General features: G+C 65.9%; 17 protein-coding genes, 1 tRNA gene and 1 pseudogene. 10 read left to right on the plus strand and 9 right to left on the minus strand.

Going from position 1 to position 18,811, the window contains the following annotated elements:
- Nucleotides 1–48 precede the first annotated feature (48 nt).
- Nucleotides 49–1,221, minus strand: coding sequence for a serine hydrolase domain-containing protein (locus FHS42_RS06625; RefSeq protein WP_184569625.1), 1,173 nt, complete (start codon nt 1,219–1,221; stop codon nt 49–51).
- Between the two features lie 69 nt (nt 1,222–1,290).
- The gene (locus tag FHS42_RS06630) at nt 1,291–2,634 is read right to left on the minus strand and encodes an NsdA family TPR-like regulatory protein (protein WP_184569627.1); all 1,344 of its coding nucleotides are present in this window, start codon (nt 2,632–2,634) and stop codon (nt 1,291–1,293) included.
- Between the two features lie 253 nt (nt 2,635–2,887).
- Here FHS42_RS06630 and FHS42_RS36640 point away from each other — a divergent pair, with 253 nt between their 5' ends.
- The 5 genes from FHS42_RS36640 to FHS42_RS06650 all read left to right on the plus strand — a co-directional run bounded on the left by FHS42_RS36640 (nt 2,888) and on the right by FHS42_RS06650 (nt 5,654).
- On the plus strand, nt 2,888–3,163 hold the full coding sequence (locus FHS42_RS36640; RefSeq protein WP_246494236.1) for an ATP-binding protein: 276 nt from the start codon (nt 2,888–2,890) through the stop codon (nt 3,161–3,163).
- 14 nt (nt 3,164–3,177) lie between these two features.
- Nucleotides 3,178–3,315 (plus strand): hypothetical protein, encoded by a 138-nt coding sequence (locus FHS42_RS36645; protein WP_246494238.1) that lies wholly within the window; start codon nt 3,178–3,180, stop codon nt 3,313–3,315.
- Nucleotides 3,316–3,414: 99 nt separating this feature from the next.
- On the plus strand, nt 3,415–3,582 hold the full coding sequence (locus FHS42_RS06640; protein WP_184569867.1) for a hypothetical protein: 168 nt from the start codon (nt 3,415–3,417) through the stop codon (nt 3,580–3,582).
- Nucleotides 3,583–3,666: 84 nt separating this feature from the next.
- Complete coding sequence (locus FHS42_RS06645; RefSeq protein WP_184569629.1) at nt 3,667–4,863, plus strand: JmjC domain-containing protein; 1,197 nt, start codon at nt 3,667–3,669, stop codon at nt 4,861–4,863.
- A complete protein-coding gene (locus tag FHS42_RS06650) occupies nt 4,797–5,654 on the plus strand; it encodes an aldo/keto reductase (protein ID WP_184569637.1) in 858 nt (285 codons plus the stop codon). The genes FHS42_RS06645 and FHS42_RS06650 overlap by 67 nt, the downstream gene beginning before the upstream one ends.
- On the opposite strand, the gene FHS42_RS06655 is transcribed toward FHS42_RS06650, so the two are convergent.
- Nucleotides 5,642–6,499 (minus strand): hypothetical protein, encoded by an 858-nt coding sequence (locus tag FHS42_RS06655; protein ID WP_184569639.1) that lies wholly within the window; start codon nt 6,497–6,499, stop codon nt 5,642–5,644. The two genes, FHS42_RS06650 and FHS42_RS06655, sit on opposite strands and share 13 nt — an antisense overlap.
- Before the next feature lie 293 nt (nt 6,500–6,792).
- Complete coding sequence (locus FHS42_RS06660) at nt 6,793–8,016, minus strand: IS110 family RNA-guided transposase (protein ID WP_184569641.1); 1,224 nt, start codon at nt 8,014–8,016, stop codon at nt 6,793–6,795.
- Between the two features lie 579 nt (nt 8,017–8,595).
- Here FHS42_RS06660 and FHS42_RS36650 point away from each other — a divergent pair.
- The 3 genes from FHS42_RS36650 to FHS42_RS38510 all read left to right on the plus strand — a co-directional run bounded on the left by FHS42_RS36650 (nt 8,596) and on the right by FHS42_RS38510 (nt 9,756).
- On the plus strand, nt 8,596–9,162 hold the full coding sequence (locus tag FHS42_RS36650; RefSeq protein WP_246494244.1) for a Pycsar system effector family protein: 567 nt from the start codon (nt 8,596–8,598) through the stop codon (nt 9,160–9,162).
- A gap of 175 nt (nt 9,163–9,337) precedes the next feature.
- Nucleotides 9,338–9,550, plus strand: a complete 213-nt coding sequence (locus FHS42_RS38505; RefSeq protein WP_312866746.1) for a DUF317 domain-containing protein — start codon at nt 9,338–9,340, stop codon at nt 9,548–9,550.
- Nucleotides 9,457–9,756 (plus strand): SPDY domain-containing protein, encoded by a 300-nt coding sequence (locus FHS42_RS38510; RefSeq protein ID WP_312866747.1) that lies wholly within the window; start codon nt 9,457–9,459, stop codon nt 9,754–9,756. The genes FHS42_RS38505 and FHS42_RS38510 overlap by 94 nt, the downstream gene beginning before the upstream one ends.
- A 709-nt stretch (nt 9,757–10,465) precedes the next feature.
- Here FHS42_RS38510 and FHS42_RS06670 read toward each other — a convergent pair.
- From FHS42_RS06670 to FHS42_RS06680, 3 genes are all read right to left on the minus strand, one after another.
- Entirely contained in the window at nt 10,466–10,744 is a 279-nt protein-coding gene (locus FHS42_RS06670) for a hypothetical protein (RefSeq protein WP_184569643.1), read from the minus strand.
- A gap of 91 nt (nt 10,745–10,835) precedes the next feature.
- Complete coding sequence (locus FHS42_RS06675; RefSeq protein ID WP_184569646.1) at nt 10,836–11,216, minus strand: hypothetical protein; 381 nt, start codon at nt 11,214–11,216, stop codon at nt 10,836–10,838.
- A gap of 213 nt (nt 11,217–11,429) precedes the next feature.
- Nucleotides 11,430–11,906: an NUDIX domain-containing protein gene (locus FHS42_RS06680; RefSeq protein ID WP_184569842.1), complete on the minus strand. Its 477-nt coding sequence runs from the start codon at nt 11,904–11,906 to the stop codon at nt 11,430–11,432.
- On the opposite strand from FHS42_RS06680, the pseudogene FHS42_RS39480 reads away from it, so the two are divergent.
- Nucleotides 11,834–12,709 (plus strand): annotated as a pseudogene (locus FHS42_RS39480) (tyrosine-type recombinase/integrase); the annotation flags it as partial. The gene FHS42_RS06680 and the pseudogene FHS42_RS39480 sit on opposite strands and share 73 nt — an antisense overlap.
- Before the next feature lie 350 nt (nt 12,710–13,059).
- The gene (locus FHS42_RS36660; RefSeq protein ID WP_246494246.1) at nt 13,060–13,263 is read left to right on the plus strand and encodes a hypothetical protein; all 204 of its coding nucleotides are present in this window, start codon (nt 13,060–13,062) and stop codon (nt 13,261–13,263) included.
- Between the two features lie 138 nt (nt 13,264–13,401).
- Here the strand turns inward: FHS42_RS36660 and FHS42_RS06690 are convergent, their stop codons facing one another.
- Together FHS42_RS06690 and FHS42_RS06695 are read right to left on the minus strand one after the other, a co-directional pair.
- Complete coding sequence (locus FHS42_RS06690) at nt 13,402–18,258, minus strand: DEAD/DEAH box helicase (RefSeq protein ID WP_221476122.1); 4,857 nt, start codon at nt 18,256–18,258, stop codon at nt 13,402–13,404.
- A gap of 451 nt (nt 18,259–18,709) precedes the next feature.
- A tRNA-Ser gene (locus FHS42_RS06695) sits at nt 18,710–18,797 on the minus strand.
- Nucleotides 18,798–18,811: the final 14 nt, after the last annotated feature.

An 18,811-nucleotide genomic window follows, 5' to 3' on the forward strand; every position in this document is an offset into this window, starting at 1 on the left:
GACCTGCGGTGGAGCCAAGAGTGGTGGGGTCTCTGAACGGCAGTTCAGTTACCCCAGGGACCTTCGTACTGCGTCAACCAGCGATGTCGCACGTACGTCGTCGGAACCGCTGATGATGTGGTTCATCGCGTAGCCGAATGCGATCCCGTGTTCAGGGTCGGCGAAGCCGAGTGAGCCGCCTCGGCCGGTGTGGCCGAAGGAGGTGGGGCCGATCATGGGGTTGGCCTCGGTGGACAGCATGAAGCCCGAGCCGAAGCGGCTCGGCGTCACCATCACCTGATCTATGCCAGTGGCCTGTTCCTTGGCAGCCGACGCGAGGGCGTCCGGTGTAAGAAGGCGTACGCCGTCCACCTCGCTGATCAGCGCGGCGTACATGCGGGCCAGGCTGTGTGCGGTACCGATGCCGTTGGAGGACGGGAGTTCCGCAGCCTGCACCTCGGGCGAGTTGAAGTCGATGTTGGCAGGATCGGTGACCTGGAATGCCCTGTTACTGAGGGAGTGCGGGTCGCTCCAGGCAGCAACCTGATCGCGGAGTTCCTCGGGAATCTCTTCCTGTGGCACGGTAGTGAGGTCGGCCTCGGGTTGCCGGTACGTCATCCGGCTGACCCGGTCGCGTTCGCTCGCCGGCAGCCCGATGAAGAAGTCCAGTGCCAGTGGGGCGGCGATCTCGTCGGCGAAGAAACGGCCCGGCGTGCGCCCGGACACCCGGCGGATCACTTCGCCGACCAGCCAGCCGAAGGTCCGCCCGTGATAGCCATGGGCGGTGCCCGGTGTCCACTGTGGGCGTTGAGCGGCCAACGCGGCCACCATGGGCTGCCAGGCCAACGCCTCGGCCAGCGGGATCGGTTGGTCCAACGCGACCACGCCGGCCTGGTGGGACAACAACCAGCGCACCGGGATGTCCGCCTTGCCGTTCGCGGCGAACTCCGGCCAGTACGTGGCCACCGGGGCGTCCAGGTCCAGCGCGCCGCGCTGGGCCAGCAGATGCGCTGCGGTAGCGGTGGCTCCCTTGGTCGCTGAGTAGACCAGCTGCAGCGTGTCCCGCTCCCACGGACGACTGGTTTCGAGGTCGGCTATCCCGCCCCAAAGGTCCACCACCGGCCGACCGCCCTGGTACACGCACACCGCGGCGCCGATGTCTCGGTGCTCCTCAAGGTTCGCCTCGAACGCCTCACGCACTGGCTCGAACCCGGCCGCGACCTCACCGTTGATCGTCGTCATGCGGCCCATCCTGGCATTCCGGCGGCTTGCTGCGCGGGGGCTCCTTCGGAGTGGGCAGCCCCGTATCGATCAAGCTGCATCGGGCACCGCCTGGAGGCGCTCGCGGAACTCGCGGACGGCTGGCACGGACTTGTGAGGTTGGAGCTGTCCGGAGAACTCCTTCAGGCGGTCGAGGGCACGTACGGAGCTGACGTTCTCTTCGAGGAGCGCGACGCCATAGTTGGCGGCGTCGAGGGCTCCGTCGAGGTCGTTGCCGACGAGACGGGCTTCGGCCAGGCGGCTGGAGCGTACGGCCTTGTCCCGAGGCGTGGCCTGTTTGACGGAGGTCTCCAGTGAGCGTGTCGCGCGCTCTAACTGTCCTATGCGCAAGAGAACTTTGCCTTCGGTGGACTTCAGTTGGGCCTCTCCGAACCAGCCGAGCCAGTCCGGGTTCTCTTCCACTGTGTGGCGCTCCCAAAGGGAGGAGGCCCGGTTGAGTGCTGTACCGGCCCTTTGGTCGTCTCCGTTGCGGGAGAGTGCTTCGGCCTTGTGCAGGTAGAGGAAGGACTGAGTGAAGGGCGACAGTGTGCGAGGGGCGTTGTCGAGGGCGGTCGAGATGAGGCCGACTCGGTCTGTGGTCCTTCCGGCTTCGGAGACGTGGACTCCCATTTCCGCCAGTACGAAGGCTCCGAAGGCGTCGTCTCCGGCGGTGCGGGCACTGCGCATGGCCCCGATGTAGTAGCGCTGTCCGGCGGATCGCAGCCCGGCGTCGTAGGCCATCCAGCCGGTCAGGTGCGATACGCGGGCCGCTAGCGCGTAGAGGCGGATGCGGATCTCGTCCGTGTATCGGCCGGCGGTCAACAGGCCACTGATCAGGGCGAGGTCACCGCGTGCCTGCTCCAGGAGCCGGGCACCTCCGAGTTGGTCGTCGAGCGTGCGGAGGGTGCTGATGCGCTGCTCGATCGTAGAGACCATCGTGTCGGTGACGCGGTCGCCGTTGAGAGCGGATGCGAAGGCAGAGGGCGCCTCCGCCCAGCTTGCTGCCAGCCCTGTCAGGGCGACGCCGGTGATGGTGAGAAACCCCCGACGGTCCATGCGGCCACTCCCCACCAGATCAGCCAGTGCCTCGACGGTACCGGCCTCCGTCCAGGGAGCAGTGAGACCGGTGACCCCCCATACGGGGAGCCATCGCGGCCATCCCTCGGCCTGAGCCTGTTCGTACGGGATGTGCAGCAGGTCGGCGAGGACGCGTTGCGCGTCGGCGTCCGGTTCCTGGCCATGCTCCCACTTCCACATGGTGGTGCGGTTGGTCGCCAAGGGGAGGCCCATTTCCCGGCCTCGCGCCTGCATGAGTCGGGCCAGCTCGGCTTTCCCCCAGCCGCGCGACTGGCGGACGAAGGTCAGTGGGTGGACTGCTAACGGCTCACCAGGCACGTCATCGCTCCTGTGTATTCCCGCTCCGCCGTAGCTCGGCGACTACGCGGCGTGTGTGCGCATGGAGGGGCGTCCCCAAGAGAAACCCCCCAGAAACGTTCCGTGCTAGCACGCTGGAGCCGTTGACTGAGTATCAGCCGACCAGGTGCCACAGGCACAGGACTTTTGCGGACGGCTCCCCAGTTCGGTGGCTCCATCCCTTTGTCCTCCCTCGGGGATGGAGCCGCTCCCCAGGTCTTTGGAGGCGTCCGTCATGCCCACACTCGTCACTCGTCTCGTTCTTGCGGGTACGCACGGAGAGGTATCTGCCGCCCGGCGCGAGGTCATTGACCAGGTGCGTGCGTGGGATGTCCCTCTCGATGACGAGACAGCCGACACCATCCGACTGGTTGCCTCCGAGCTCATCACCAACGCGGTGGTTCACGGAGGAGGGCCCATCATCGCCGCGCTGCACCACCGCCCAGTCGCCACGCCTGGCAGCCACATAGCGAATGCTGGCTCTGGTGCGGACGCGATGACGTCGAGGTGACGTGGATCGGCCCCGTGCAATCCAGCGGAATGCACACCGCGGTCTTCGCCTGCCGCGCCTACCTGTATGAGCTGGACCAGCGCGTCCTGCAGGCCAACATGCGCAAGGACTCAGGCGCCTTGCCCACCGCAACCCGCCGAGCTGCTCGCTGATCGCCGCCCTTGCGTACTCCGTATTCCCCACGGCCGTGAGGGCGGCCCTGACTTCCCGCCGGAGACCCGGCGGGGGAACCGAAGAGGAAGGAGCACGAGGTGGCAGAGAAGACAACATCGCCCCCGGCCCAGAGCGGCCTTCTGGTGGCGGTGGAAGAGCTGACCGCCGTGCACGACCGGTACGACAGCCTACGGTCCGACAACCAGGGCAGTTCCGGCGATTCTCCGTGGCCGGGCGGTGACGGCAACCTGACCGACACCGAATAGCACCAGGCGGCGGGGGCCGCTCGGTCCGCCAGGGCTGCCCCCGCCGCGGCCGTGCCACGTGCTCGTACTCATGAGGAGGCAGTGATGGAACACCAGTTGATCAACGCCATCGAGACGGCACTCGGGTGGAAGGGAGTGGACGAGCTCGGCAAAGGCTTCGTGCGGGGAAGTATCGACGACCCCACCCTCGTCTCCCGCATCCTGACTCCGAACCGCCTGCTCGACATCGCCATGCGCAGGAGCCTGAACCGCCCCCAGTTCCGGTGTTTCCAGAAGGGCGACGAAGTCCACCCAGCCATCTACTACACCGACACGGTCAGCCCTCGGGGCCAAAGCGTCCCCATGGTCAACATGCGCAGTCTGGGCAGGCTGCTGGAGGAGGGTGCGACGCTCATCCTCGATCAAGCCAACGTCTTCGACCCGACGATGGAGGTCGCCTGCCGGGCGCTGCAGTGGTGGTCACGCGAGCGCGTGCAGGTCAACGCGTACCTGACGACGAACGACGCTTCGGGCTTCCCGCTGCACTGGGACGACCATGACGTGCTGATCGTCCAACTCGCCGGTGAGAAGGAGTGGGAAGTACGCGGTACCTCCCGCAATGCGCCCATGTACCGCGACGCCGACCCCAACACCACCCCGTCCGAAGAGATCGTCTGGGCGGGGGTGATGAAGACCGGCGACGTGATGCACATCCCCCGAGGCCACTGGCACCAGGCGACCCGCAACGGCCACGGATCAGGGAACAGCCTGCACGTCACGTTCGGGATCACCCAGCGCACAGGAGCGAGCTGGATGGCCTGGCTGGCCGACTGGTGCCGCGAGCGTGAAGTCTTCCGGCATGACCTGGGCCGCGCGCACGGGAGCAACACCGAAGCCCTGGCCACCGCGGCCAGTCAGCTGATCGGGGAGCGGTCCCCGGCCGACTTCCTGGCCGCGTACGAGCAGGCGACGACGCTGCCCCGACACGTGCCCTTCCTCGACGTCCTCGGCCCGCTCGACGCCGTGGTGTGCACCACCCACTTCCCGCCGCAGATGAGGGAGAACGACGAAACGGTCGAGGTCATGGTCTCGGGGAAGAAGCTCACCCTCGCGGCCAAGGCCGTACCCGCACTGCGCTTGCTGCTGAGCGGCAAGCCGGTCCCCCTGCGGCAGGCGGCAGCCGTTGTCGGGACGGATGTAGCGGAGGTCGCCGAGATCCTGGTGAAGGAGGAGATATGCGCGACGCTGACCCCCGAATTGTCCTCGGGCTACACCGGTCTCGTCACGAGCGCCGCCTCCTGACCGGGGCACTGGACCTCGGTGTCACCGCGATCGACACCAGTACGAACTACCTCGGCTTCCACTCGCACGAGGTGCTGGCACGGATGGCCGGCGACCTGCTGCCGAAGTTCAGGCTGTCCACGAAGGTCGGCTACTTCTCGGCGCCAGGCGGGGCGGAGCACTCCCTGGAGCCGCGGCGGCTATACGGGGCCGTTGAGGAGGCGGCCCGGGTTCTCGGATGCGAGCCGTATGTGGTGTTCCTGCACAACCCGGAACACTCGCTCCACGAAGGCCCCGCTCGGGGGCGCGAGTCCCTGACCCAGGCATGCGCCACCCTTGAGGAGGCAACAACGCACGGGCTGTGTGGAGCCTGGGGGGTTGCGTCCTGGAACCCGTCACCGATGCAAGGTCTGATCGACGCGACCACACCAAGGCCATCCGTCTTCATGGTCCGCGCCGGCCTGCTGGTCGGCATCAGGACGCTCGATGCGGCGGATGCGGTCGCCGCGTCATGGGGCCTGGACCAAAGCATGGTGTGGGGCATGAGCCCCTTCGGAGGCAGCACGAACGCGCCGGTGTGGGACCGGATCGACCCCCGCGTCCTCCTTCGGGACGGTGCTGGACTCTCCCGCACGCAGGCCGCCTTCCGAGCTGCCTACGAGCTCCCCAAGGTCGGCGCGCTTGCCGTGGGAACCGACGACCCCGCCCACCTGAGCGACCTGATAGACGCCCTGGCCGGTGAGAACGACGAGCGGGCGATCCAGCAGTACCGGAACCTCCTTCGGGACCGGCTGCGTCGTCACCCCGTCTGAAGCTCCGCGATGATCTGCTCCGCCACGCGCCGAGCAGGCTTAAGCCGAGGGTCCTCCAGGTGCACATCCGGACCCAAGAGCTTCGAGCACACGAACAGCGTCATCAACTTGCCGTCCCGGCTCTCGAAGTCGCGCCTGCGCTCGTGCCAGACGCGATCGGCTAGAGCCGGAACGGCAAGGGAACTGCCCCACAGTGACGCCGAGTCGAGCCCTTGCGGCGCATTGCCCCAGTCCTCCCAGTCGAAGAGGCAGAACGTCGGCGCGGTCATGTTGGCCCAGTTCAGATCAGCGTGGGCCGGCACCCAGTGCTCGATGGTCGTGTCGAAACCGTCGGAGAACGTGCTGCGAATGGACTCGGTGACGAGGGCCTGCGTGATGGTGACGGTATCCGGCGTCGCGATGCGCCTCGTCTCCTGCGTCGCGAGTGCGTCCATCGAGGTGGTGAATGCCTTCCACCACGCATCAGACAGTTGCGGGTCCTCGCCCAGGATGGCGGTGCCGATCGGCGCTCCCGGCAGGAGCTCGGTCTCGTCGGCCCGCCACATCACCGGCTCGTCCGCATCCCGCCAGACCACACCCCCCTGCCACGTGGGCCGGGCGATGCCTTCTAGATGCTCCGCGCACTCGGTGCCGTTCCAGCCTTGGTCGCCGATCCTTTCCAGCGGCCGACGCTCAATCCGGACCCAGGAGTCGCGATCTGTGCGTACCCCCACCGAGCGACGCTTGCGCACCATCGTGGCTTGAGCGAAGTGCACCTGGAGAGACCGTTCGACACGATCAAGAACTTCATCGACTGGCTCGACTCGTAGATCGATGGAACGAGCCGCAGAGACCGAGAGCGTCATGAATCCGACCGTAGCAGCGGTCCGATCGGGTGCGATGGCACCCAACCATATGCGGGGTGTACGGCTTCGGTGCGGACGGCGGACTCCGTCTTGGGGAGGGTGCCCCTATCTGTTTCGTCAACCCGTGTGGGGTCAGCTTGTAGGGGTTGATCCTGGTTTTGGGGAACGTCCTGCGAAGCGGGATGTTCCTGGCGGATCGGGTGGTTGATGGGCAGCCCGGTGGCCGGCAGGGCCGCAGTGGCCGTGTCGGTGCGCGGGCGTGATGGAGCTTGGAGGCAGGGGCGGTGGAGTCCTCAGGCGGCGAGGTCGACGTCGCCCGCTGTGCGTGCTTCGTAGAGGGTGCCGGTGTGGATCATCGCGTGGATGACGTTCACGCGCTGGCGGGCCAGACGCAAGATCGCCTGGGTGTGGGTCTTGCCGCGTGCGCGTTGCCGGTCGTAGTAGATCCGGGAGGACGGGTCGCTTCTGCAGCCGATCGCGGTGAACGCGGCCTGGAACAGAGCGCGTTTGAGGAGCCGGTTGCCGCGGTGGGGTGCGTGTTCCCCCCGGATGGAGGTGCCCGAGGACTTGGTGGCCGGGGCCAGGCCGGCGTAGGAGGCCAGGTGTCCGGCGGTGGGGAAGGTGGTGCCGTCGCCGATCGCGACGATGACGGCCGCGGTGGTCCTGACGCCCATGCCGGGCAGGGACGTCAGGAGGTGGAAAAGAGGGAGGGCCTCCAGCAGGGCGGCGATCTCCTGCTCGGCCTGCTTGCGTTGGGTGTGGGCGGCGCCGAGCTGGGCGGCCAGACCCGGCACGATCAACGCGGAAGTCTCGGTGCCCGCAACGATGAGGGTCTGCTCGGCCAGCGCGTCGAAGATCTCGGCGGTGAGGTGGTGGGCCTTGCGCGAGCCGTGCGCCTTGAGCAGGGCCTGGCACCGGGCCCGCCCCAGTCTTTGGATCTTCGCGGGAGATCCGTGCCGGGTCAGCAGGACCTGGACGTAGGGGTAGGCCAGGCGCTTGCCCAGGACACGCTCCAAGGAGGGATGGATTTGGCAGAGCAGGCCGCGCAGCCGGTTGGTGGTGCGATTGACCTCGCCGGCGAGGTCGTTGTCGTAGCCGGTGAGCATGGTCAGCGCCGCCAGCGCCTCGTCGTCTCGGTCGATCGCGCGCAAGGTGTGCGGCATGGTCCGGGCGGTGTCAGCGATCACGAAGGCATCGCGGGCATCGGTCTTCGCCTCGCCGGGGTAGAGGTCGGCGGCTCGCCGCATCGACAGCCCGGGCAGGTAGGCGACCCGGCAACCGGCCGCGCGGGCCGCGGTGATCGGCAGCGCCCCGATGTTGGCGACCTGGTCCACAACCACCAAGACGGTGCCGAACTTCGCGGCCAGCTTCTTAAACAGTTCCAGCAGTTTCGGCTCGGTGTTAGGCAGCCGCCTGTCGTGAACGGTCTTGCCCTGCTCGGTCAGGCCGCGGGCGTGGTGGAACTCCTTGCCCAAGTCCAGGCCGAGGAAGAGATCTATCGCGGTCGTGTCGACCATATGCGCGTGCCCCCTCGCCTCTCGCTTGTCTCGACTCCTGGCCGTCCCTGCGACACCACACGCCGGCAACCACGTTACGCAGACATCCCCACCCACAAAACGGTCCGGCATTGCACCAGACCAGGCGGTCGTCAGGCCCCTCATCAGCGGTCAAGCGGTGCCCCAAAGCCCGGCGGCAACACCCCCCAGGTCATCGACTTCGACAGGGGGCACACAGCCATACCGGACCCGGAGGCCAGGCACCCCATTGCGGGGCCACGAAAAAGGTAACGGGGCGGCCGAGCGGTGGGGTGAGTGCCTCAACTGGACGCCCCAGAAGCGGGATTGAATACCTGCAAGTATCTTGTGGACACTTACGGTGGTTGATGCTGTCTTATTCATGACAGATATTTACAGGTACGACCCCGAAGACCTCGCTGCCATCGTCCGGCCGCTCCAGAGAGCCCCACGCGTTCTCGCGGGTAAGTGCACTTGGCAGGAAGCGGTGAGCGGCCCGGATACAGGTTGGGCGATCGCGGTTAAGAAGGGCGATCGGGTCCGGGTGCTGATCGCGGTCCACGAGGACGTGGTCATGGGCGTGTGGCGTGTGGTCCGCTCATCGATTGGATTAAGCACGCCGAAACCAAGGCCGGGGCCACCCTCGCCGCCACCGGAATCACCGGCGGCGTTATCTACAATCTCGCCAAAGATGCAGACACTCCGTCGAACTGGCTGATCGCCAGCGCTGCCCTGTGCGGAATCGCTGTCGTCTCGGCCGGTCTCTGCGCTGGGCTCGTGCCCTGGCCCCGGCTGAAGTTGCAGGAAGATCCCACCAGTCTCCTCTACTTCCACCACATTGCCCGAGGCCACGCAGCCAGCGACACCTACGCCAGCGGAGCTGCGGCATCGGTCGCCGTCGATCACCCTGATTGGATGGCGAAGGACACCAGTTCGCCGGGGCAGACAGCGAAGTTCGCGCAACGACTGGTGAAGCGGCTGCAACGCAGGTCAACGTACGTCGCTTTGGACGACGACCTACCCCTAGCCGTGGAGGCGCCCGTGTATCCGCACCACCCCAGCGACCTTTCTCACCCCACCTTGGCGGGCCCGGTGTACTGGGTCACGCCCCGCCGTCAGGCCGGTGACGACGACGTGCTCGCCGAGTAGATCGGCGACACCCTGGCCGGCCTTGGCGAGCGGATGTGGCCGACCCGCCACACCCTGCTGTACACGCCCGGACGGACTGTGCGAGGCCGAGTAGGTCCTCGCGGCCTACCTGTTCGAGCTGGTCGGACTGCCGGTGGCCTGGCAGCGGTGCGCCCGACGGCATGTAGCCGCCGCGATGAGGGAGTGGAACGCGTACTTCACCGGCGGCGTCCCTTCTGAGGCGTTGGCCGATCTGCTCGTTGCCCTGGGCGCCCGCGAGGCTCCCGATACCGTAGTCGAGGGGCCGGAACGGTCTTGGGCGCGCTCGGAGCCCAGGGCTGGTTCCGTGACGCGGACCGCCCTCGCACCACCGCCATGGACCCCGGATTCTCCTGCAACGTCCGCTTGAAGCTGCTTCCGCCGCTCATCGAGAACGCCGACCCGCACCCTGACCTGCTGGGCTGGCAGGCGTGGGCGGAACCCGTGCTCGGCGCTCCGTATCTGTGGGCCGCCAGCTTCAGCGCCAGCGTCCCTCATGGCCTGGTCGCCGCATTCGCCTCCTCGCTCGCCTCACCGGGCCCCGGTGCCCCGTCGCACCCTGCCCAAGAGCGCTGAGGGCCGGCTCAGTGTCGTCCGCCACAGCTGACAATGCGCCTGCCTCGGACGGCTGTTGGGCTACTCGACGCCGACTTCCCTGGGCTGTGCCCTATTCCTGCACCCGCCAGATGACTGAGATGAAGGCTTCATGTTCCGACGACGTGCCCGGGACCGCGAAATCCGCGAAGCCCAGCGTGTCGGCCAGGCAATGCTGGCGGTGTACGCCGAGCTGCCGTGTTCCATCCTTCCTGGCCGGGTCGCCGCCACGGCCCCGCCGGTCCCGGTGGGGCCGGCAGAAGGCGGCCTCGTGGCACCGCCGGGATAGTCGGGACCAGCCGAGGCCGGGGGATGACGATTCGGGCACAACGCCCGGCATGTTGACCCATCGGGGGCAACGGTCGATGAGGGCCGTTCACGCAGGTCCGTGCCCACCGGATCATGGCAACTGAGCCCACCCACGTTGAAGGGCCCCACCGCAAGCGGTGGGGCCCTTCAACGTATTGCCCGGTGAGAGCACTGGCGGAGGATACGAGATTCGAACTCGTGAGGGGTTGCCCCCAACACGCTTTCCAAATGTTCGTCCGGGGGTCCGTGGAAGTGCGGCAGCGTCCTGACCTGCGGTGCAGTGGCCGAAGGAGGGGTATCTGAACGGTACTGTACGCCGGTGAATGCAAGCAGAACTGCAACCACGGAGCGCCGTCATCCAGCCGTCTGTTCCCTGCTCGACTCACTCCTCGAAGAGAGCGGGATGCCACTCCCGAAGCTTGTCGTTGAAGGCGCCGTCCCGGACATCTCGCAGAGCCGTCGCATATCCGACCTCGATAGCTTCGGCGATCATCTGCTGTAGCGCGGCTGGGGCGTACAGGAGCACGTGCCCAGCTTCCGAGCAGAGGCTGGCCGCAGCATGCGTGGCTGCGTGAGCGTGCTCGCCTGTAAGGGTGGCGGAGTGCATGTTCGTGACGGTCGCTGCTACATGGCCGATCTCTACGTGCGAAGACGAAGTCATGGCGGCCAGTATCCCCACGCCAGCGGCGGCGGAATGCCACGGCCCGTGAAACGGATATGTGATTCGCTGGAATCAGATCGTTCTGCGGCAGTCAGTCTTCGTCAATAGGTTCGCCGCAGGTGATGCACACGCCGGGCTGCATGATCCCGTCGTGGCAGTCGTGAGGGAAACGGCCTGGCCCCTCGTACTCGCGCATCATTTCGGCGTAACAGTTCCGGGAGCGCTCGCACCGGGTGCAGCAATCATGGCTCGTGATGAACCGGTGCGCCTTCTTGCTGCACACTCGGTGACCGCACTGCCGGTACCCGCCGGACCCGCTGTTCCAGTGGGTTCCGAAATTGCCTGGGTCGTCGCCAAACCTGCGCCTGACCTCCTCGTCTGCATCGGCGGTGTCGCGCTGCCGTGCGTTTGCTACCAGCTTGCCGGCAAGTGCGACAGTACCCAGTACGATCCAGCCCCACTTGTCGCGCATTTGGTTCCCCCTTGTGGTTGGTTCAGCGGTGACGGTATCGAACGTCGCCGCTGTCCGGGATGAGTTCCTCGAGTGCGTCAGGGATGTCGTACCGGAACACGACGCTTGATCCCCTTCACCACCCCGTGGGACACGACCGAGGAAGAAGCTCGCCGTGGCCAGCCAAGCGACGGAAAGGCCGCAGGCTGGTCGAAGCGGAGGGTGTTTGCGCCTCTACTGGGCGCTGCCAGCTCCCGGGAATGCCCCGTGCTCCAGGTAGACTGTCTTGCCGCGCTGCCGCGCCTGGACGGCCTGCTCGATCCGACGGGCCAGGCGTGGGATGGTCAGTTCCGCGATCTCGGAGGCCGGGTGGAACGCGACCGCCCGGATCTCACCGTCCTTGAAGACCATGCGATCCAGCGCCGCCTGGTCCAGCACTCCGCCGTCGAACAGATAGAGGATCTTGTCGCCCTCCGCGTCCGAGGGGGCCCAGTCCATCGCGAGGAGTCGGCCTATCGGTGGCGCGATGTCGAGTTCTTCGCGCAGCTCGCGGACGCACGTCTGGAGCAGCGATTCCCCCCGCTCGACGTACCCGCCGGGGATGTCGCGATAGTCCTTGTAGGTCGGCTCGACGCGTCCACCGCCTGGCGAAGCTGGAACCCGAGCACCTGGAACGGCTCTACCAGAAGATGCAGGCGAGCGGGAGCTCAGCGGGCACCGCCCACCAGACGCACCGCACGGTCAAGACGGCGCTCAACGAGGCCGTGCGCCGCCGCCATCTCACCATCAACCCCGCATCCGTCGCCAAGGCGCCCAGGGTGGAGGAGGAAGAGGTCGAGCCGTACACGCTCGAAGAGATCCAACGTCTCCTCGCCGAGGCCATCAAGGTGCGCAACAGCGCCCGCTGGGTCATCGCGCTCGCGCTCGGCCTGCGTCAGGGCGAGGTGCTCGGCCTCCAGTGGGAGGACGTGGACTTCGAGATGGGCATGATCCTCGTGCGCCGTGGCCGCTTGCGGCCCCGGTATGTCCACGGCTGTGGCGACAAGTGCGGACGCAAGCCCGGCTATTGCCCTCAGCGGGCCAACGTGCGTCGGGAGACGAAGGACACCAAGACCCGTGCCGGCAAGCGCTCGATCGGGGTGCCGGAATAACTCGTGGACCTGCTCCGTCAGCACAAGGTGGAACAGGAGCGTGAACGCCTGCTCGCCCGGGACCTGTGGGTGGAGAAGGGCTACGTATTCACTTCGCCGACCGGAGAGCCGCTCAACCCCAACACCGACTTCCACACGTGGAAGGACCTGTTGAAGTCGGCGGAGGTCCGCGACGGTCGGCTCCACGATGCACGCCACACTGCCGCGACCGTCCTGATGATCCTCGGTGTGCCCGAAGGTTTCGTCGACCGCATCATGGGTTGGGAGCCCGGCAAGTCTGCCCGGATGCGCCGCCGGTACCAGCACCTCACGGGGCAGGTCCTGCAGCAGACGGCGGCGAAGGTCGGTGGGCTGCTGTGGGGCCCGAAGCCGTATGCGCTCGAACCAGCCACTGGAGGTGCCGTGCCCGGCCCGAGCCAGATCACCGTTCCGGTGGAGCCGACGTTGTACGTGGCAATCCTCGGGGATCGCCGCATCCCTTTCCTGTACCGCGAGCACGCGGACACGGTGGTCTCACAGTGGGGAGCCGACCGTCCCGGCCATCCTGCGGAGGTCGAGGAATGGGACTGGGAGAAATGGAGTACGAGGGCCCTGGCGGCGCACGAGCCATCCGCGAGCGGATACCCGACCGTCGGATTGTCCACCATGCCCACGCGGTCTACCTTCCCGGAGGCGACCGGCTCAACATCGGCCGCCACACGCAATGGTCAGTGATGGCCTGGGAGTTCAAGCACGACCTCTACACCGATCTCACGGTGCGGTGGCTCACTACCCGCCGTCCGGGCCAGGAGGACGAGGCCCGGATGCGTGGCACGGACCAAGAGGCTGTTGCTGCCGCGTTTGGTGAGGCTTGTGCGCAGGCTGTGGACCGAGCCAAGAATCCCGAGAGTTACGGCGACACAGCGACGCTGCTCTGACTCCTGCTGTCGGTCTGGCCCGCAATGTAGCCCGCGGGCCAGACCGACAGACTATGGCGAAGCGTCGCAGGCCGGGGTGAGGAAAGCGACTCGTCCCTCGTTTTCCTCACCCCGTTCAGCTGGCGACAGGCGCTCGAGTCACTCGATGATGTCGAGCTGGGGCAGTGCATCGACGATCTTCATAGTCTCCAGACTGACGGTCACGATCCTCAGGAGAAGTTTGACGATGTAACGGGGATCGTCCGACCAGTCGTTGGGATCGTTCACGATGCCGCTGGCCTTGTCGACCTTCACCTGATACCGATCGATGATCCACTCGATCGCGGAACGCGCACCGAGTTGATAGCGGTACGCCTCCTCCGGGATGTTGGAGAGCGTGACACGGCTGTTGTAGATGATTGTGGACCGGTCCCATTCGCCACCCTTCTTCAAGATCTTCATCTTCGTCACCCGGAACAGCTCGGAGGGCGGGGTGTCTGCGCTGCCGCTGATCTGTTCCACGATCCCGGCGTACGGGGCTGCCGCCTCGTAGTTGATGTGCAGGTCGACGAGCTTGCGACCGGCGTCGGCGAAGCCCTGGAAGTCGCGCACCTTGGGGATGCGGGGCAAGGATTTTTTCAGGTCTGCGGCGAACTGAGTGCGGTACTGCGGGGAGTGCAGTAGACCGTAGGCGTAGTAGAAGACGTCGTCCTTGGTGATCGTGTCGTCGGTGTACGTCTTGCGGTAGTCCAGGAGTGCTTCGTCGGTGATGTTGTCCACGCGCTCGTAGGCGTCGCCATCACTGTTGGCGGTGGCGAACAAGTCGTCCCCTGTGGGGAGCTCGCGGTATGCGTACCGGGCGAAGTACTGGCCGTTGCTCGACCCCCAGTAAGCGAGATCTGGGATGAGCTCCGTGGCATGGACGGAGAACGGCTTGTCAGACCCCATGCCGGTGACGTAGAACCCGAGGTTCTGGTGCTCTGGCGTCGGGAACAGGCGGGGGAGTTGGTAGACCATGTCGTTCAGGCGGGCGCTGAAGTACACGTTCTGCTTGGTGAAGGGTCGGTATGCAGCGGAGAAGCGGCGCTCTTCGTCGAAGGTGCGTACCCTCGCCCTTGCGATGTCCGTCTTGTCTGCTCGATTCCAGCTAATTTTCTTCGGATCGTTGTCGATGTAGCGATCGACATCAGCGGCTGTGGGCATGCCCTGGAAGGCGGCCTCGCAGTGTGCCTCGAATTCCTTCAGCTGGTCGTTGTAGAAGTCGATCGTTGACCCGACGTTCTCCGTGAGCTTCGACTGGGAGAAGCTGTAGACCCAGGAGTCCCGGCCGGTCTTGAGGCCGCTGGAGTACAAGGAAAAGATGGCTTTCCCCCGAAGTGCCTTATCCTTCTCGCCGATGGCCTGGAAGGCTGCGAACCGCTCGTCCCGCTGGTTGATCCAATCGCCCTCCGCGCTCGGAGCGATTCGCTGCCACTCTACGGTGTCGAGTCCCTGGCCCGCCACGATGCGGAGCTTGTCCTCGCGGCTGAGGTAGTCGCCGATGTCCCGGTAATAGAGCCGGCAACCCCCACTTGTCCCGCCCCCGATCCCGCCTTTGACCAGGATCAGAATGGCGACGGTGCTACGGCTTCCCGAGCCGAAGACCTTGCCGCCCTCCTTGCGGGACAGTTCGCCGGCAGTCCGCTGGTTGCCCCGCAGGTTGTAGCAGTAGATCGCGTCGAACTCATCCACCAGGGACAGGCGCAGCCCGTCGGCGGTATTGCCGTCGATGTAGCCGCCGTTGGAGACGTAGGCGATGACACCCTCGTCATTGATGCGGTCGGAGGCCCAGCGGATGGCGCGGATGTAGGAGTCGTAGAGGGAGTTCTTGTTGGTCGCCGTGGAGCGGGCGGCGTACGTGGTCTGGATGCGCTGGTCCAGGGCCTCGTACTTGGCGTTCTGGTTGTCATCGTTCTGGCTGTCCTGCCCCACCGAGTAAGGCGGGTTCCCGATGACGACCCGGATGTCCTGAGCCCGTTGCTTTCGCACGCGCTCGCTGTTGCCCTCAAGCCCCCCGAACAGGCGCTCCGCGTTGCCCTCGGCGAGCTGGAAGGTGTCCGTCAGGACGATGCCTTCGAAGGGGGTGTACGCCTTGGTTCCGCCCATGTCCTCGAAGGCGGCCTCGATGTTGACCGCCGCGATGTAGTAGGCGAGCAGCACAATTTCGTTGGCATGAAGTTCGCTGGCGTACTTGCGCAGGAGGTCGTCGGGCTTGATGAGGCCAGACTGGAGCAGGCGGACCATGAAGGTGCCGGTGCCGGTGAAGGGGTCGAGGATGTGGACGCCTTCGTCGGACAGGGAGGTGCCGAAGTGCTTGGCGAGGGCCTGGTCTGTTGAGCGAAGGATGAAGTCGACGATCTCGACGGGGGTGTAGACGATGCCGAGGGCGTCGGCGGTCTTGGGTAGGGCAGTCTTGAAGAACTTGTCGTACAGCTCGATGATGACGCGCTGACGGCCCTCATGGTTGTCGATGCCCTCTGCCCGCTTGCGGACGGAGTCGTAGAAGCCCTGGAGGGTCTTGGCTTCGTCGTCGAGACTTTGGTCGTCCAGGACATCGAGCATGCGCTGCATGGCCAGGGAGACGGGGTTACGTTCGGCGAACGCGTAGCCCTTGAAGAGCGCGTCGAAGACGGGCTTGGTGACGATGTGCTGGGTGAGCATGTCGAGCGCGTCGATCTCGGTGACGCCTGGGTTTATGCTCGCGCGCAGCTCGCCGAGGAAGGTGTCGAAGGCGGCCTGCTTGTCCGGGAGGGCGAGGGCGGCCTGGATGCGGGTCTTGTGGCGCTCCGCGATCTGGGCGATGTCCTTGGCCCAGTCCTCCCAGTACTGACGCTGGCCGACCTTCTTGACGATCTGGGCGTAGATCGCGTCGCGCCAGTCCTCCATGTGGAGTGCCGTCTGGACGTACTGGGCCGCGCTCGCCTCACCCTGCCCGTCACCGCCGTCCGCTTCGCCAGAGATGGACTCGCGGTCGTCCGTGGCGTTGGCGACCATGATGTTGTCGGGGCGGCGATTGTTCAGGTCGAGCTGGTTAACGGTGGCGTTGAAGCGGTCGTCGTGGGCGCGCAGGGCCTGGAGGACCTGCCAGACAGTGCGGAATCGCCGGTTGTCGGCCAGGGCCTGCTCCGGCGGCATCCCCGCGGGGACGGCAATAGGGAGGATGATGTAGCCGTACTTCTTGCCTTCGGCCAGCCGCATGACACGGCCAACGGACTGAACGACGTCGACGACGGAGTTGCGGGGGTGGAGGAAGAGGACGGCGTCCAGGCTGGGGACATCAACGCCTTCGGACAGACATCGGGCGTTGGAGAGGATGCGGGCCTTGTTCGGGCCGGGGTCCTGCTTGAGCCAGTCAAGGAGGTCGTTGCGGCGCAGGGCGTTGAAGGTGCCGTCGACATGGCCGACGTCGCACTGGAGGATCTCCTCGTCGGCGCCGTCGTACGCCTGGACGACCTCGCGGAAGCGCTTGGCGAGTTCCTTGGATTCACTGATGTTCCGGGCGAAGGCCACGGCCCGCTGCATAGGTGCTTCACCCGGTTCGAAGCCGGAGCCGTCGGCGAGCTTGCCCGTGCGCTTGGCCATTCCGTTCCAGCAGCCGACGATCTTCGCGGCGTCGTCGAGGTTGAGCTCGTTGTTGTCGTCGGCGAGTTGCTGTTGGAGGGATTCGGCGACCTTGCCCTCGTCGATGGTGAGGATGAGGACCTTGTAGTCGGTCAGCAGACCCTGCTCGACGGCCTTGCCGAAGCCGAGGCGATGGAATTCCGGGCCGTAGAGGTCCTCGTCGTCCATGGAGCACAGGACGGTCTCGGTGTTCTTCGCGTCCGTCTTGGCGTCTTCGCTAAACAGGCGTGGGGTGGCCGTCATGTACAGGCGGCGGGCGGAACGGATGTAGCTGTTGTCGTGGACCTTCACGAAGTTCGACTCGTCGCCGGCCGTGAGGGTGGCGCCAGTGGTGCGGTGTGCTTCGTCGCACAGGATGAGATCGAAATTGGGCAGGCCGGCCCGTTGCGCCTGGGCGATGGTCTCGATGGACTGGTAGGTCGAGAAGACCACAGTCAGGCCGGGCCCTGCCTCCACGCTCGCAACCTGATTGATGAGCTTGGCAGTGCTGGTGGTGGCGGGGAGGGCCAGATCGTGTGTCGACATGTCCGTGCTGTCGGGGTCAACCTTCTTCTGCTTGCCGACCTTGGTGTCGGAGCAGACGGCGAAGCGCCGCATCGGCGTCTCGGTCTCGTACGACCACTCGCGCAGGGTCTGCGAGAGCAATGCGATTGAGGGGACCATGAAGAGCACGGTGGTGTGGTCGCCCTCGCCGCGCTTCGCGCGCTCCTGCTGGAGCCGCTCGACGATCTTCAGGCCGGTGAAGGTCTTGCCCGTGCCGCAGGCCATGATGAGTTTGCCACGCTGGTGCGCGGTGAACCCTTCGAAGACATCGTCAATGGCCTCGCGTTGGTACGGGCGCGGCGACTTCCTCCTGTGCAGCTTCAGATCGACTTCGAAGTGAATGCCGGACTGCGGCGGCAGGTGCCAGTCCATCGGACTCGCGGCAATTTCGGACATACCGATGCGAGTCATCGGTGGCTGCTGGCCAGCCATAATGTCCTCCGCGTTGGGGCCCCACTTCTCCGTCGTGGAGATGATGATGCGGCGAACGAACCCGCCCTTGCCTGAGGTCGCCAAGAAGGAATCTATGTCCGCTTTCTGCACTGTATGTGCGGGCTCGTAGAACTTGCACTGGATGGCACAGAAGTCACCCGTATCCCGGTATTGCGCTACCAAGTCGATTCCGGTGTCTTTCTTGTTTCCTGCGGCGCCCGGCCAGTCGGCCCACAACCAGACGTGGCTGAACTGCTCGTTCCACCGCGGATCGGTGCGCAAGAACTGGACCATGAGTCGCTCGAAGCGTGTTCCGCGCTCGTGGTTGTCCTTCGACGTCTCGCGGATCAACTTCAGGACGTCGTGCACCGTCGTCGTCACAGCCCCTGCTTCCTTCGCCGCCGCATGGCGCCGTTCATCTGGTCTCTAGGCCCCTACGCATTCAACCCGGAGAGACCCTATCTGCGGCGGGAGTCGTGACCCGGAGGAACGTGCGGTTCCCGAGGGCGCCGGCTCCTTGAGCGGGAGACGGTCTCCCGACTGGCGAAGGAGGGGCCAGTCCCGCTCAGGGGTGGGCGCGTCCGACGTTCAGTGCGGGATCCGTATCGAGGACCCAGGCGGACCGCGTCCGCTGCCATGGTTACCGGACTGAATGCGCGCAGATGCGCTGCTATTCGTGGGCGTCAGGCTCGCGTCGGCCTCGACAACCAGGACCGTGATCTGGTCGGTCCGTGTCCCGGTAGGTCAACTGCAACCGAAACTGCAATTACCAACGTTGAAGGGCCCCACCGCAAGCGGTGGGGCCCTTCAACGTATTGCCCGGTGAGAGCAATGGCGGAGGATACGAGATTCGAACTCGTGAGGGGTTGCCCCCAACACGCTTTCCAAGCGTGCGCCCTAGGCCACTAGGCGAATCCTCCGCCGCAAACAATAC

It is taken from the genome of Streptomyces zagrosensis (assembly GCF_014203645.1).
In the GTDB taxonomy this organism is placed as follows: domain Bacteria; phylum Actinomycetota; class Actinomycetes; order Streptomycetales; family Streptomycetaceae; genus Streptomyces; species Streptomyces zagrosensis.